This is a genomic window from Pantoea sp. JGM49 (genome assembly GCF_018257655.1).
Taxonomy (GTDB): Bacteria; Pseudomonadota; Gammaproteobacteria; order Enterobacterales; family Enterobacteriaceae; genus Pantoea; species Pantoea communis.
On sequence record NZ_JAERJM010000002.1, the window covers coordinates 76,112 to 91,306 of the forward strand.

Annotated in this window: 17 protein-coding genes; 12 read left to right on the forward strand and 5 right to left on the reverse strand. The window is 55.2% G+C overall.

Annotation, left to right across the window (positions count from 1 at the left end):
* The first annotated feature begins 16 nt into the window (after positions 1-16).
* Together JK231_RS03495 and yniD are read left to right on the forward strand one after the other, a co-directional pair.
* On the forward strand, positions 17-445 hold the full coding sequence (locus tag JK231_RS03495; RefSeq protein ID WP_034830472.1) for an OsmC family protein: 429 nt from the start codon (positions 17-19) through the stop codon (positions 443-445).
* A 78-nt stretch (positions 446-523) separates the two neighbouring features.
* Positions 524-631, forward strand: coding sequence for a small membrane protein YniD (yniD, locus tag JK231_RS25455; protein WP_097117533.1), 108 nt, complete (start codon positions 524-526; stop codon positions 629-631).
* 111 nt (positions 632-742) lie between these two features.
* Here the strand turns inward: yniD and JK231_RS03500 are convergent, their stop codons facing one another.
* Positions 743-976: a hypothetical protein gene (locus tag JK231_RS03500; RefSeq protein ID WP_160834018.1), complete on the reverse strand. Its 234-nt coding sequence runs from the start codon at positions 974-976 to the stop codon at positions 743-745.
* 111 nt (positions 977-1,087) lie between these two features.
* Positions 1,088-1,258 carry a hypothetical protein gene (locus JK231_RS03505; RefSeq protein WP_007887091.1) on the reverse strand — a complete coding sequence of 57 codons (171 nt, stop codon included), beginning with the start codon at positions 1,256-1,258 and terminating at the stop codon, positions 1,088-1,090.
* Between the two features lie 213 nt (positions 1,259-1,471).
* Between JK231_RS03505 and JK231_RS03510 the strand changes: the two genes are divergently transcribed.
* Entirely contained in the window at positions 1,472-1,657 is a 186-nt protein-coding gene (locus tag JK231_RS03510; protein ID WP_034830477.1) for a hypothetical protein, read from the forward strand.
* A 42-nt stretch (positions 1,658-1,699) separates the two neighbouring features.
* On the opposite strand, the gene JK231_RS03515 is transcribed toward JK231_RS03510, so the two are convergent.
* Entirely contained in the window at positions 1,700-2,347 is a 648-nt protein-coding gene (locus tag JK231_RS03515) for a CPBP family intramembrane glutamic endopeptidase (RefSeq protein ID WP_211728011.1), read from the reverse strand.
* 216 nt (positions 2,348-2,563) lie between these two features.
* Here JK231_RS03515 and JK231_RS03520 point away from each other — a divergent pair, with 216 nt between their 5' ends.
* The 3 genes from JK231_RS03520 (at position 2,564) to JK231_RS03530 (ending at position 6,268) form a co-directional block, all read left to right on the forward strand.
* Entirely contained in the window at positions 2,564-5,158 is a 2,595-nt protein-coding gene (locus JK231_RS03520) for an EAL domain-containing protein (protein WP_211728012.1), read from the forward strand.
* A 320-nt stretch (positions 5,159-5,478) separates the two neighbouring features.
* Positions 5,479-5,778 (forward strand): I78 family peptidase inhibitor, encoded by a 300-nt coding sequence (locus tag JK231_RS03525; protein ID WP_097117531.1) that lies wholly within the window; start codon positions 5,479-5,481, stop codon positions 5,776-5,778.
* A gap of 172 nt (positions 5,779-5,950) precedes the next feature.
* A complete protein-coding gene (locus JK231_RS03530; RefSeq protein WP_058961474.1) occupies positions 5,951-6,268 on the forward strand; it encodes a hypothetical protein in 318 nt (105 codons plus the stop codon).
* A gap of 114 nt (positions 6,269-6,382) precedes the next feature.
* On the opposite strand, the gene JK231_RS03535 is transcribed toward JK231_RS03530, so the two are convergent.
* Positions 6,383-6,637 (reverse strand): biofilm development regulator YmgB/AriR family protein, encoded by a 255-nt coding sequence (locus JK231_RS03535; protein ID WP_097117529.1) that lies wholly within the window; start codon positions 6,635-6,637, stop codon positions 6,383-6,385.
* Positions 6,638-7,030: 393 nt separating this feature from the next.
* Here JK231_RS03535 and JK231_RS03540 point away from each other — a divergent pair, with 393 nt between their 5' ends.
* Positions 7,031-8,338 (forward strand): multidrug efflux MFS transporter, encoded by a 1,308-nt coding sequence (locus JK231_RS03540; RefSeq protein ID WP_034830491.1) that lies wholly within the window; start codon positions 7,031-7,033, stop codon positions 8,336-8,338.
* On the opposite strand, the gene JK231_RS03545 is transcribed toward JK231_RS03540, so the two are convergent.
* Positions 8,277-11,357 (reverse strand): beta-galactosidase, encoded by a 3,081-nt coding sequence (locus JK231_RS03545; protein WP_211728013.1) that lies wholly within the window; start codon positions 11,355-11,357, stop codon positions 8,277-8,279. The two genes, JK231_RS03540 and JK231_RS03545, sit on opposite strands and share 62 nt — an antisense overlap.
* A 253-nt stretch (positions 11,358-11,610) precedes the next feature.
* Here JK231_RS03545 and JK231_RS03550 point away from each other — a divergent pair, with 253 nt between their 5' ends.
* From JK231_RS03550 to JK231_RS03570, 5 genes are all read left to right on the forward strand, one after another.
* Positions 11,611-11,760 carry a hypothetical protein gene (locus JK231_RS03550; RefSeq protein WP_211728014.1) on the forward strand — a complete coding sequence of 50 codons (150 nt, stop codon included), beginning with the start codon at positions 11,611-11,613 and terminating at the stop codon, positions 11,758-11,760.
* A 206-nt stretch (positions 11,761-11,966) separates the two neighbouring features.
* Positions 11,967-12,221, forward strand: coding sequence for an anti-adapter protein IraP (gene iraP / locus JK231_RS03555; RefSeq protein ID WP_034830496.1), 255 nt, complete (start codon positions 11,967-11,969; stop codon positions 12,219-12,221).
* Between the two features lie 136 nt (positions 12,222-12,357).
* Complete coding sequence (locus JK231_RS03560; RefSeq protein WP_034830548.1) at positions 12,358-12,660, forward strand: PsiF family protein; 303 nt, start codon at positions 12,358-12,360, stop codon at positions 12,658-12,660.
* Between the two features lie 235 nt (positions 12,661-12,895).
* Positions 12,896-14,419 carry a sodium:solute symporter family protein gene (locus JK231_RS03565; RefSeq protein WP_211728015.1) on the forward strand — a complete coding sequence of 508 codons (1,524 nt, stop codon included), beginning with the start codon at positions 12,896-12,898 and terminating at the stop codon, positions 14,417-14,419.
* A gap of 2 nt (positions 14,420-14,421) precedes the next feature.
* Entirely contained in the window at positions 14,422-15,195 is a 774-nt protein-coding gene (locus tag JK231_RS03570; RefSeq protein ID WP_211728016.1) for a glucosamine-6-phosphate deaminase, read from the forward strand.

Sequence of the window (15,195 nt, forward strand, 5' to 3'; positions counted from 1 at the left end):
TAACAGGAGGAATGACATGACCATTCATAAGAAAGGATCGGCCCATTGGGAAGGCGACATCAAAGGCAAGGGTACCGTGAGCACCGAAAGTGGCGTGCTGAGCAACCAGCCTTATGGCTTCAATACCCGCTTTGAGGGTGAGAAGGGCACCAATCCGGAAGAGCTGATCGGTGCTGCACATGCGGCGTGCTTCTCCATGGCGTTGTCGCTGATGCTGGGTCAGGCTGGGCATCCGCCTAAAAGCATCGACACCACCGCGGATGTGTCCCTGGACAAGAAAGGTGAAGGTTTTGCCATTACCAAAATTGCACTCACCAGCACCATCGCGCTGCCAGGCATCGACAGTGCCAAATTTGATGAGATTATTCAGAAAGCCAAAGCGGGCTGCCCGGTATCTCAGGTGCTTAATGCCGAGATTAGCCTGGACTACACGCTGAATAATTAATCGCCCTTACGGGTTACCAGCGGTAGAATAGCGATGCGCCTTAGGGCGCATCGTTGCTTTCTGCCGTCTGGAGGATGCGTGGGGAAAAAACTGGCTGCAACTAAACACTGGAAAATGATTGTGGTGCTGCTGTGCATCTGCGGCGCGCTGATGCTGATTCGCTGGGCGGCGATGATATGGGGTTAAAAGACTGGATCTGCCGCCATAAGCTCGGCGTGCTAGTGATGGTGATTCTGGTGCTGGAAGGGGTGCACTATCTGCTGACCGCCAGCTGGTTACCGTGGCAGCTCGGTTGATTCAGGCGTATTCGCTGTCTGGCTGACGAACGTTACGCACACTGCTGCGCGCAATGCGATAGGCCTTGCGTGGGTCGCCCGCCACAAACTCAAAGGTCGGCGAGTAGTAGAATGGCAACCAGCCTTCAAAGCTGCTCTCCCACTCCCAGCGCACCGGGCAGGGCCAGAGAATGCCATCATACAAAATGTAATAAACCCAGCGTCCGTTTGGACGACGGGGGCGAGTCTTCTTCATGGGATTCACAACGGTAATAGTGTAAAGCAGCTTATATTTTGGACGCTATGCGCCGATCTTGCAATGCCGTCTGGCTTATTTTTGTACAGCTCAAATAAAACTGGCACCGAATTAACGGTGCACTTCCCCGCACAGCAGGACCACATTCGGTCGAACTTTATGGATGCGGTCGGCCATTTGCTCACAGGCCACTTTGGTCGGGTAGATACGTTCTGACACCGGTAAGGCGTCACAGGCATCATGTCCACACGCGCTCACTAACAACACAAAACCAATCAGCATGATTGGACTCCTTAAACACGTTCCTGATGATACGGAAGCAGTGGCTGTTCGTTCCTTTTTTTAATCCAGTATAGCCAAACGGCACGAGAGTCAATGATCACCCTGAGCGGCCTGGTGGTGCGAACGGTGAGATTATAACCAGCCGGACGCACAACAGCATGACAATCTGAGCTAAACTGTGCGGCCCTGACAAAAATGATGAGTGAGTGACCAATGTTGAACGAAATTGCCCATCCGGCCAGCAGCCCAAAACAAGCCGCGCTGCAACTGGTGATTGAACTGGTGCGTGCAGGCAAACTCAGCCCAATGCAAGGCGATGCTTCAAACATGATTTCTATTTACGAGCAGTTCAAAGCCCATTTTGAGGCGGACAAACACAAAGACTCGGCCATTTCCTGATGCTTTTATTCTGAAAACAGCGCAATCTCTTGCGCTGTTTTTTTATGCATAGAACCAGGCGGGCAGAATCGCGATCAGGTTATTCAGCGTATGCATGAAGATGGGCAGCGCGAGGCTATTGCTGCGCAGACGGGCGTAACACAGCAACAGTGAAAACAGCGTCAGGGCCACGATGGTTTCCCAATGCACGTATTGCGTGTGCATCGCGGCGAACAGCAGCGAGGTGAGCAGCATGCAGGCGAAGCGACTTTTCGGCGCCCATAACAGAAACCCCTGTAACAGAAAACCGCGGAACAACACCTCTTCAAACACCGGTGCCAGCAGCACCGCAGTCAGCAGCAGGATCAGCATCGAACTGCGTCCCTGTTGACTCTGCGCAATCAACCAGCCTTCCGGTTGCAGGAATTGCGTCTGCGCCACCATCAGCGCTACCAGCGCACCCACAAACAGCAGCGCCTGACCGGGACGGAGATATCCCAGCGGAATGTCAGTGCGGCGTTGGCAGTAAAAACGATACAGCGGGTAAATCACCGCGAATTCGAATAAGCAGAGCACCGGCACCAGTAAACCGTTATTACGCAGCGCCCCATAGTTGGGAAACAGCGTAATCAGCATGGTCACGACGTAATACACCACAAAGCTCGCGGCGTAGAACAGCGTCAGCGTCACCTTGTCGGATTGGGTGTCCATAGTCAGCTCAATGGGCAGAGGAAAACGCATAGTAGCAATGGCGATCATTGCTGTCGAGATGGCCCCACACAGAATCGCACTGCTCAAAAATTCCGCCGTGAGGACTAAATCTGCGGCGGCCTGCGCCGATAACCGAAAAAACCATTACAGGACAGAGGCGCCATGAACGCGCACCCTGTCTTCTTTTTTGCTGCCTCTGTTTTGCGAGCATATTGCATGAATTCTGAGTATCACCGGCACGCGACCTTGCCTGACAGGGCTAATATGGAAGCACACACCGTTCGGGTGACGCGACGCAGTCTGCGCACTCTGACATCGCTGCTGTTTGGCGTGCTGCTGCTTTCAGTCGTGATGGTGCTGGTGATAGCCCACCGACAAAACAGCGACTCGATCCAGCAGGATGTCAACCTGATGCGCCAGGCCTGGCTACAGCAGCAGGAGAAGATGATCATCGATGTGCGTGATTATGCGAACTGGGGGGAAGGCTGGAAAAATTTGCACCTGACGGTGAATAAAGTCTGGGCGTGGGACGAAGAGAACTTTGGCCCCAGCCTGTACAAAGAGTATCACTACGATGGCGTGTTTGTGATCGATGGCGCCGGCAAAACGCGCTATGCGGTGGTGAATGGCAAATTGTCAGAGGCGTCGCTGGAGAGCTGGTTAGGTGGGCAAGCTGCACTATTGCTGGCCGCCGCACGTCACCAGCCCGAAGATGGCATCACACGTAACGTGATAATCAATCAGCAGCCGGCATTGGTGGTGGCCGCACCGATCACCCCAGGCAAGGTGCCCGATCTCCCCACCATCTCTGGCCCTTCTTCGGTGATGGTGTTCGTCAACATCATGACTCCGGAAAAACTGCAGGCGCTGGGCAAATCGCTCAATGTGATTGCGCCGCGTATTGCGAATGGCTTAAACGATGCGTTGTATGAACCGCGTCTGGTCGAACCGGTGATTCAGGGCGAATCGCTGGTATTGCGCTGGCAGGCCAAAAATCCCGGTTTTGGTGTGATATGGCTGATGATGCCGCTGTTGCTGTTTACGGCGTTAGCGGTTGCGCTGGTGACGCGCCGGGTGATTCGCCATGCGCTGCATAATGCAGTTATTTCCGATCGTCGCTTTGAAATGCTGGCCATCAGCCAGCGTGAACTGGCGAACAGTGAAGAGCGTTTTCGCGATCTTGCAGAAGCGGCCTCGGACTGGATTTGGGAAGTGGACGATCAGGGCCGCCTTTGCTATCTCTCCTCGCGGTTTGCCGCCGTGACAGGACACGAGGTCAAAAGCTGGATTGGGCGGCCGCTGGATCAACTCCTCAGTCATCCCAGCCATTCGCTGGTGGCCTGGCTGTTGCGTCAGGGCGATGAAATGCAGCATGTGCCGCTGCGCTGCCAGTTTATGGCCGCCAATGGTGAGCGCCGCATCGGCGAATTGATGGCGAAAACCATTCGTCGTAATGGACTGCGCACCGGCTTTCGCGGCACGGTGTCCGATATTACCCATGAGGTGGATGCAGAAGCGCGCATCCAGTTCCTGTCACGTCATGATTTGCTCACTGGCCTCGCCAACCGCATGCAGCTACAGGAATTCCTGACCACACATCTGGAAAATGCCACGCAAGAGGCACCGCTGTTTGTGATCAGCTTCGATCTCGATCAGTTCAAACCGATCAACGATTCTTGGGGCCACGCGGTGGGCGATGTGGTGCTGAATGAGATCTCTCAACGGCTGAAAAACCTGATCGGCCCAGATGAACTGGCGGCACGACTGGGCGGAGATGAGTTTATTCTACTGCTGCGCGAAAGCTCGCGCGCCGGTCTGGAGTATCGCTGCCGCGCACTGCAACGCGCCGTACATCAGCCGATTATCAGCGGATCGCATCAACTGAGTCTTACAGCCAGCATGGGCATCGTCAGCGCACCGCAGGACGCCAGCCAACCGGAAGCCTTGCTACGGCTTGCGGACATCGCTCTCGGCCAGGCACGCACGGCTGGACGCGATCGCTGGGTATGGTACTCCAACGATATGGCCAACCATATTCAATCGAAGCGCGATATGGTGCAGGCGATTGAAGAGGCGCTGCGCAACAACACATTTTCACTGCACTACCAGCCGCGCTATCAACTGCAAACGGGACAGCTGGCTGGCGCAGAGGCGCTGATTCGCTGGCAGGTGGGCGAGGATAAATGGATTACCCCTGACCGCTTTATTCCGCTGGCGGAAGAGAATGGGCTGATCGCTGCCATCAGTGACTGGGTGCTCATGCGCGCCTGCCATGATGCCAGCGATTGGGGCGACCAGCGCTATGTATCCGTGAACATTTCACCGGTGGAGTTCCGCAACAGCGATCTGGTGGATCGTGTGGCGCATGCGCTGGCGGTTAGCGGCTTACCGGCCACCCGACTTGAGCTGGAGATCACTGAAAACGTGACCTTCGAGCATCCCGATCGTGCGCTGGAAATCATGCAGGGGTTGCGTGCGCTGGGCGTGCGGCTGACGGTGGATGATTTTGGTACTGGCTATGCTGCCTTAGGCTATCTCAAAACCTTCCCGTTCAATGGCTTGAAAATCGATCGATCATGGATGAAAGAGTTCCCGGAATCCAGGCAGGCGCAATCAGTGGTGGCGGGGATTGTCGGATTGGCACGCGCCTTTGCGCTCACCATCACGGCAGAAGGGATTGAAACCGAAGCGCAACTCAACGAGCTAAAAGCGCTGTCGTGTGAAGAGGGGCAGGGCTATTTTCTCGGCAAACCGATGCCGGTTGCGGCATTTAATGCGCGTTTGCAGGATGAAAAAGAGGCCGCTCAATAGGCGGCCTCTCGTTGATGGCGGCCGTTTTGCCGCCAGCATTATCGTGGCTTAGCGCACCCGAACCGCAACCACGGTCATCAGGATGGCAAAGCCGATAAAAATAGCAAGTTCCATCATCGTCTCCTCAGATAATTCTTAGTTAATTATAGTGACTGAGTGCGTAATTTTTAGACAGCGCGTGCGATTAATCCTGGAAAATGAGAGGAAGATCGCGTGTTACAGCACAATTCTTCGACCAATCCGCTGGCATTGTTTTCACATCAACGGCTTGCTTTGTTACTCTCGGGAATGGTTCGTTTACTATCCAGGAGGAGAAACTTGTGACCCATTATGGAAAAGCGTTACTGGCCACGGCCTTTTTTGCCTTAACCGCCTGCCAGTCAGCCAGCAAACCGGACAGCACCGCTGCCGCCAGCCACGATCCCGAAACCGATCAGTGTGGCGCATCGCAATATCAGAATTATATCGGCCAGCCACTGAGCAGCCTTGATACCCAACGCTTTGCGGTGCCGGTGCGCGCCATTCCGTGGAACGGTGCCGTCACCATGGACTTCAACCTGCGCCGCCTGAACTTTACTGCTGATCAGAGTGGTAAAATTTCGCGGGTTTATTGCGGATAAATTCAAACGGACATCGCATTGTCATTGGGCTGTCATGGCGCCGGGCGAGGATAGCTGCGCATTACGGAGACTTCCTCGTCACTCTCGAATATGCAATGCTCGTCTTGTTTCTTCCCGCCTCGGCGGGAATTTTTTTATCTATTAATCCGTACTGGATTGATGAGGAGCGACGATGAGACACACCAAAAAAATTCTGCTAATCACCCTGCTATTAAGTCCACTGGCGCACGCCTCGAGCGAAGCCGCCTGGCAGCAAAACAGCCAAACCCGGCAGCAAGCCTGTCTGAAAGCCAGCGGCCTGAAAGGGGTGAAGGTGGTGGGGAAACCGATTCAGTATGACGACAGCGTCGGCTACGACGCGGTACTGCTGGAAGGGCGTTATCCGCAGAAGCACATGAAAAATCAGATTGGGCGTGAGCTGTGCCTGTACCAGCGTACAAGCGGAAAAGCGGTGGTCAGCGAGGCCGATCACCTGCGCGCAGTGAAGTAACACGATATGGAGGCGCGCCCGCTTACGGCGCGTCTTGAAGTCCCTGAACGCTGCAATTGTCCTTTAGATCCGCCGCACACAAGGTGATTTCTTCGGTGGTTTAATGACGGTACCTTACGGCTTTTGTTGCCTGTCTTCCAGCAACTGCGCCAGCAAATTACGATAGCTTTGGAGCTGCTGCTCATCCCCTTCAAACTCCAGTTTGGCAATCACCCGCGCAATGATCGCTTTGCTGGTAGCGGGCTGACCATCATCCATCAATTCGCGCATGATCGCTGCCAGCAGATCGCTCTCGTGCGGCGCATGCCAGGCAGGGCTGTTAAAGTAGTCGGTAATCGCCCGACTGGCGCTGTTAGGATGTATTCTCATGGCTGACCTCCGCAGAGACAACGATGCCCACCGCCGGTTATTGGCAGCATTGGGAAATATGGGTTAAGCATGGGAACTGTCCAGAACGGGCAGCGCCTCGCCGGCGATGGCCGGTGATTTTTTAAACATAGATGCGGCGTCGAATATTGTCAGTAATGGATAGACATATTTTTTCACGTTTGCGCTTCGTCGCGACGCGCTTATCTTGCTGAGTTGTTTGTTACAGCACATAAAGACACTATAAATCGTGTCCCTTACACTATTTGCTGTGAGCAGAATCACGCAAGGCAGCGGAAAACTGCGTTTTTAACCCGATGCCATGTTTTGCCGTCCAGCGATGTTATGAGGTTGTTAGACTGAACCCTCATTTCATTTTTTCTGATGCACACGCCCATGCTACGCTCCATCGAGTCCTGGAAGGTCAATCTGATATCGGTCTGGTTTGGCTGTTTTTTTACCGGATTAGCTATCAGCCAGATCATTCCCTTCCTGCCGCTCTACGTTGAGGAACTCGGTATCCATGGCGCCAATGCACTAAGCGTCTGGTCGGGTCTCACCTTCAGTATTACCTTCATCGTCTCTGCTGCGGTAGCGCCGCTGTGGGGCAGCCTGGCTGACCGTAAAGGGCGCAAGCTGATGCTGTTACGCGCATCCTTTGGCATGGGCGCTGTGATACTGCTGCAGGCGTTTGTGACCGAAGCGTGGCAGTTGCTGCTGTTGCGTGCGCTGATGGGCTTAACCTCTGGCTATATCCCCAATGCGATGGCGCTGGTGGCCGCTCAGGTTCCGCGCGAGCGCAGCGGCTGGGCATTGAGCTGTGTCTCCACCGGGCAAATTGGCGGTGTGATTCTGGGGCCGATGATTGGCGGGCTGCTGGCTGACTGGCTGGGACTGCGCATGGTGTTTATTGTCACGGCAGTGCTGTTGATGGTGAGCTTCCTTGTCACGTTGTTCCTGATCAAAGAGACCGGCTACACGCCAGTGAGCAAGCAGGACAAAATGAGCGGACGCGAGGTGTTCCGCAGCCTCGACAATCCTCGCCTGATGATGTGTCTGTTCGTCACCACCATGGTGATCCAGATGTGTAACGGTTCGGTGAACCCGATCCTGACGCTGTTCGTGCGTGAGCTGGCGCCCGATGCGCAGAATCTTGCCTTCCTCAGTGGTGTGATTGCCGCACTGCCGGGCGTTTCGGCGCTGATCTCCGCCCCTCGTTTGGGTAAGCTGGGCGATCGCATTGGCACGCAGCGCATTCTGATGGGCACCATGCTGTTTTCTCTGGTGTTGCTGATGGCGATGTCATTCGTTACCAGCGCCACTCAGTTAGGCGTGCTGCGTTTCCTGCTGGGCTTTGCCGATGGCGCGATGATGCCTGCAGTACAAACGCTGCTGGTACGCCACTCGCGCGATAATGTCACCGGACGCATCTTTGGCTACAACCAATCCTTTATGTATCTCGGCAACGTGGCCGGCCCGCTATTGGGTGCGGCGGTGTCTGCTGCGACCGGCTATCGCTGGGTCTTCTTCGCTACCGCCGTGGTGGTGCTGTTGAATGTCCTGCTTCTGCGCCGCTTCTATCGCCGCCCGAAAACTGAGCTGACTCCACCGCTGAGCCAGCAAGGTGAGGCGGCGAAGAAGTCTACTGGCGCAGCGTCAGCGCGTAGTGCCACTGCTGCTGAGAAAGCAAAAACTCCGGGCTGACGCTGGGGCTCCAGGAATCGTCACCGCCCACGCCCATATGGAAGCCATCAAGGTGCAGCCAGCAGCCTTCCTCTTCCCGCAACAGATGGCGATGCGAGGTATCACGCAGCTGTTCGAGGCTGTAGCGGCTGAGCGAGAACGCAAAATCGCCGCTCGCCTGCCAGCTGCCGGTATCAAGCTGGCGCGTACCGCAGCGCAATCCGTTTTCACCGGGAAACACATAGGCGGTACTCAGCGAAGTCAGCGGCTGCTGCCAGTGTGAAAACTGCGCCGCCAGCTGACGATCCGGATAGTTTTCATGCGGGCCCAGGCCGAGCCAGCTCACACTCTGCGGCGCGCTCCTCAACTGACAACGCAACCCGATGCGCGCGGGAGCAGGCAAGCCCGGCGCCTGTTGCACCTCGACACTGACGCTCAACTCACCGTTGCCACCGATCTGATAACGCTTGTGGCTGGTAAAGATCACCTGCCCATTGGCCTCCCACTGATGCCAGGTTTCAATCAGCACGCTGTGTTTCAGACTATCGACCTGCATATCCAGCAGCACCGCTTCCAGCTGGTTATAGCCCGCGTGTTTCCAGCGCTCCACCCAGGCATTGGGATCGACATTGGCGGCTTCACTGGTGCCGATATCGTTATCAATCGGCGCGCGTACAAAGCACTCCTGCAATGACGTCAGCATCGTCTCTTCATCGTGAACAAACCATTGCACCAACTCCCCACTGCGGCGCGAGAAGTGCCAACGCTGTTGCGGCAGTTGCACGGCAACCAAATCGTGATTGGCAATCAGCTCTGGCGCGGTGGGCGTGGCATCAATCACACGAGGCATTAACGCGGCGGGCAGCGGCCACTGATCCCAGGCCACGCGGGCATCGGCTTCCGACCATGCGGTGGCAGCGATCTGATGCACCGCGAGATTCAGCCACGCATTCCCCTGTAAATGTTCAGCGGCTGGAATATCAATCGTCTGGCTGCCCTGCGCGGTGAGATGCAGCGGTAATTCGCCCTGCGCGACGGAAACGCCATCCTGTTCAATCGACCAGCGCAGCACTTCATTATCGCTGCCGCGGAACAGGTACTCGCTGGAGATCGTGAAACGCCAGGCGTTACTGGCATCGCGTTGGAACTGGAAAAATTGCTGTGCACGCTGCGCTTCAAACAAAGCCGGATGCGGCGTTCGATCGGCAAACACCAGACCGTTCATACAGAACTGGCGGTCGTTAGGCGTGTCGCCAAAATCGCCGCCGTAAGCCTGCCATGGCTGGCCTTGTTCGTCATAACGCGTCAGGCTTTGATCGACCCAATCCCAGACAAAACCGCCCTGCAGGCGCGGGAACTGACGGAAGGCCTGCCAGTATTTGGCGAAGCCACCGAAGCTATTGCCCATCGCGTGCGCATACTCGCACAGGATCAGCGGACGCGTTTCACCCGGCAGGCCAATCCATTTTTTCAATGACCACTTCGGTACGGCAGGGAAGGGCTGATCCTGATCGACGCGCGCATACATTGGGCAGACAATATCGGTGGCGGCAGTATTGGCGCCACCGCCTTCATATTGCACCGGACGGGTCGGATCGCTGCTTTTCACCCATTGATAGAGCGCATCATGGGTACTGCCATGGCCGGACTCATTGCCGAGTGACCAGATGATGATACAAGCGTGGTTACGATCGCGCTGAACCATGCGCGTGACGCGCTCGCTATAGGCGGCGAACCAGCGTGGATCGGCCGATAAACGGTTCATTGGCTGCATGCCGTGGGTTTCAATATTGGCCTCATCGACGACATACAGGCCATATTCATCGCACAGGCGATACCACAGCGGATGGTTGGGATAATGCGCACAGCGAACGGCGTTGAAGTTGTGGCGCTTCATTAATTCAATATCGCGCCGCATGCTGGCTTCATCCACCACCTGGCCATTTTCCGGATGATGTTCATGACGGTTCACGCCGCGAATCAGCAGAGCCTTGCCGTTGACGCACAGTTGACCGTTTTCAATGCTGACACGCCGGAAGCCGACATCGTAGGCTTCGGCTTCAACCACCTGCCCGTACTCATCCAATAGCGTCACCACGGCACGATAGAGATGGGGCGTTTCCGCACTCCACAGCAGGGGATTTTTTATCGGCAGCACCAGCAGCGCGCGCTCTGGGTAATGCCCACGTTCGTCAATCACCGCACTGCCCGGCGCTTGTTCTTCACTGCCGATGCAGGTTTCGCCTTGCCACAGGCTCACACGCAGGCGGCACTGATTGAGCAGTCGTTCACCGGCGTTAATTTTGACACTCACGCGCAGATCCCCACGGATATATTCCGGGCTCAGCGCCGTTTCGATTTGCACGTCGGCCAGTTGGGTTGATGGCTTATGGAGCAGGCTGACGTCGCGGAATATCCCGCTCATGCGCCACATATCCTGATCTTCTAAATAGCTGCCATCGCTCCAGCGCAACACCATCACTGCCAGTCGGTTCTGGCCACGCTGTAATGCCTGACTGAGATCAAACTCGGCTGGCAGGCGGCTGTCCTGTGAATAGCCGATCCACTGGCCGTTACACCACAGGAAAAAGGCCGAGTTAACGCCGTCAAACACAATGCGCGTTTGTCCTTGCGTCAGCCAACTCTCATCGATATTGAATGTGAGCGAATAACATCCGGTGGGGTTTTCCTTAGGAACAAACGGCGGGTTCACAGGAATCGGATATTGCACGTTAGTGTAGATTGGCGCGTCAAAGCCATGCAACTGCCAGTTTGCAGGCACGGGCAGGGAGTGCGCGCCAGGCAAATCCTGCAGCAACCAGCTTTGTGGCACCGCTTCAGGCTGTGAGAAATAGCTGAAACTCCACTGTCCATTCAGTAACTGGCGTGATGGGGAAGGGGCATCGTCGCGCGCACTGACTTCATCGCGCCAGCTGGAAAACGGCGGATGGGCATCCAGACGGTTCAGGCTAGTGATCACCGGATTTTCCCAGTCGCGACGCGCCAGGATATCACTGAGAGAAAGGGTGGGCAGGGTCATGGTAAGATCTCATTGATTGTAATGCGCTCACATTGCGTCATTTCGCGCGGCGTGTAAAGTGATCGACCGCCCGCAATGGTTGAAATTTTCTTCGATATGATGATGCCTCTGTGGTTTTTTTGCGGGCGTAGTGCCAGTAATTTGTTAAGCGTGGTGAGCAGAGATGAATAGCGCCGGGTTGCAGAGAATTCTGTATTGTCGTGCCCGTTACCGCCTCATACACTCAGCCCGATTTCACCATCCAGAGGTAATTATGGTCCGTATTATTAAACTCGCTGCCGTTGTGGCATTGGTGACCGCGTTGAGCGGTTGTATCTTCCCACCGCCGGGTGGCGGAGGCGGTTGGGGTGGTCCTGGCGGCGGTGGCGGTCCAGGTCGTGGCTTTATGGGACCCATTAATTAGCGCCAGACGTTAATGCATGATTACGCGCGAAACGTTTCGAAAAAGCCCTATCAATGAAGTGAAACGTTTCGCCGTTACATATTGAAATTCCGTTTCTTTTTTAACGCTGCGCTTATTCTAAATTTTAAGCAAACCGCCAAAAATCCCTGTTGTTTTAACCCCCTCAATGCTAACGTCTGTTTTCCATCTCTTATTGAGCCTGTCGCATGAAAAACCTTATCGCGGAACTTCTGCTAAAACTGGCTGAGAAAGAAGAAGAGTCAAAAGAATTAGTGGTCCAGGTAGAGGCATTAGAAATTGTGCTGACGGCCATGCTGCGTAAGCTGGATCCTGAACAATTCAACGAGATTGCGGCCGGTATCGCCACCGCGATGCCTCCACTTGCCCCTGCGGCAGAAACCCCAGATACCACTCTGCTGCGTAACTACGTTGAAAAGCTGCTGAATCATCCCCGCGTGTAAGCGTCACGCCACGCTGAAGAACCGATTTTGCTGTTAGCGTGCTCGCAGCAAGCTTTGGACGAGGGAATATATTTTTTTCTGCATTGCTTATTTCCTGCCATGATTAAGAGGCAATAATTCTATGGAGATTCCGGCAATGAAATCGTGTCTTTTGGCAATGATAGCAGCAGGCCTGCTGTTGGCGGGCAATGCGGGTGCAGCAGAGAAAACCGCCCAACAAAATAAAATGACAATGTGTAATCAACACGCATCTTCTCAGGATTTAAAAGGGGATGCGCGTAAATCCTTCATGAGCGACTGTCTGAAAAAAGACAGCAAGATGGGCAGCATGACGCCGCAGCAAATGAAGATGAAAACCTGTAATACCGACGCGGCTGATAAAAAACTCAGCGGCGATGCACGCAAGACCTTTATGAGTTCCTGCCTGAAAAAAGCCTAATCGAATTGCACCTGATTTAAGGGTTCATACTGTGTATGAGCCCTTTTTTATTGCTTCTCACTCGCTCCCATTCACCGGTCAGAAGAAAAAGTAATAGCCGGAGCGTCGTCACATTTTAAACGCGGTAATGCTGCCAGGATGTATTAATCCTAAATAAGGACTAATTAAAAAATAATCTATCCTTCCCCTCGAACCGGATGCTTTCGTCGGGCAGCTTTGACCTGTGGAGACGGCTATGAATGTGCTTGATTATGCTGTGATGGCGCTGTATGCGCTGATGATAGTGGCCATTACGCTCTGGGCGATGCGTAAAGTCGGCAGCACGCGTGATTTCTTTGCGGCAGGCGGGAAAATGCCCTGGTGGTTGTCGGGCGTCTCGCATCATATGTCCGGCTACAGTGCGGCCGTGTTCGTGGCCTATGCGGCAGTGGCTTATAACATGGGCATCACCATCTATTTCTGGTGGGCGTTTCCCATCTCCGTTGCGGTATTAATCGGGTCGCGCCTGTTTGCCCCACGCTGGGCCAGACTGCGAATCCATATGAATATCGAATCGCCGATGGAGTACCTCGCGACGCGTTATAACCTGCCAACGCAAATGGTGCTGGCGTGGAGTGGGGTGCTGCTGAAAACCTTCGACGTCGGCGCCAAATGGGCCGCCATTGCCGTGATCATCAATGTCTTTACCGGGTTAAATCCGTTGATTGGCATCTGCATCTCCGGGGCGCTTAGCCTGTTTTATACCGTGATGGGCGGTTTATGGGCCGATGCCTGTAATGATTTCGGCCAGTTTGTGGTGCAGTTTGTTGCCGCGATGGTCATGGTGGTGGCCGTGGCGATGCATCTGGGCGGTTTCGGCGAACTGTTCACCATCTGGCAGCACTTGCCCGCTACGCACACCGACATCGTTCAGGAGCCGTATACGCTCGGCTTTATCCTCGCCTACTTTGTGATTTACACCCTGAGCTACAACGGCGGCACCTGGAATCTGGCACAGCGCTTCATCGCCGCACCGGCGGGTCGCGATGCACGTAAAGCGGCGTTGCTCTCGGCCGCACTTTACCTGATCTGGCCGCTGATACTGTTCTGGCCGATGTGGGCGGCACCGCTGCTGTTCCCCAATCTTAGCGATCCCTCACGTTCATACTCTGTGATGGCGATGGAATTACTGCCGAATGGGTTAATAGGATTAGTGCTGGTGGCGATGTTCACTCACACACTGTCGATGACTTCATCAGATGCCAATGCCATCACGGCGGTGGTTACGCGTGACATTCTGCCCGGCATGCTGCCGCGCCATTTTCAGCGCGGTAAAAGCTCGCTGCTCGTCGCGCGTCTGACGGCTTTTCTCTTCATCATCACCACGTTGATTATCGCCATGAATGCCAGCCGTTTCGGCGGTGTGCTGTCTCTGCTGATTATCTGGTTCGGTGGATTAGTGGGGCCCATTTCGATTCCGATGCTTTTAGGCTTACTGCCCGCATTTCGTCGTAGCGGCAGTGCCGCGGCGCTGGTGAGTTGGGCCGTGGGCGTGGGCACCTTTTTCTGCGTGAAATTTATCTTTACTGATGTCAGCACTGCCACTCAGGTGGCCGCCCCCGTGATGTCATCGCTGGTGCTGTTTGTGGTGATGGGATGGCTGCGTCGTGCACCGGTCAGTCCGGAAGTCGACGCGCTGCTCGCGGCACTCAATCAGGATCAGGATATGCCCGCCAGTGCGCACTGGCCGAAAAGTCACAACGCTTCTCAGGAGGGATAAGAATGACGCTTTTACAACAGGGAAAGCGCGACTGCTTGTGGGTCAAGCGCTTCGCCCATCGTGATGCATTAGGCATCGCGGCGGCAGAGGATGCCATCGCCTATTTGCAGCAATTACTGCAACAGCAGGCGGTGGTGCGGATGGTATTTGCTGCCGCCCCCTCACAACTTGAGTTTCTTGCCGCGCTGGCTGCCGCGCCGAATCTCGACTGGTCGCGTATTCACGCGTTTCATATGGATGAATACATTGGGTTGAATGAAGATGCGCCGCAGCGCTTTAGCCATTTCCTGCGTGAACATCTGTTTGACCGGGTACAACCTGGTGAAGTGTATCTCATCCCTTCAGGTGGCGATCCAGCGGGAGTGTGTCGCGAATATGCGCGCAAGTTGGAGGCGGCACCGATCGATGTGGTCTGTCTGGGCATTGGTGAAAATGGCCATCTGGCCTTTAACGATCCGCCGGTAGCGGATTTCAGCGATCCGCTTAGCGTCAAGACAGTGCAACTGGATCACGCCTGCCGTCAGCAGCAGGTCAACGACGGCTGTTTCCCCACACTCGAGCAGGTGCCGACGCACGCGGTGACGCTGACGATTCCCGCTTTGATGCGTGGCACCAGGCTGTTCTGCATGGTGCCGGGCGCGACCAAACGCGCAGCGGTGCAGGCAACATTGCACGACGCGATATCCACGGCTTGCCCGGCAACCCGATTGCGCCAGCATCCCAACTGCACGCTATATACCGACGCCGATGCCTGCGCGGAGGTGATTTTTGACTGA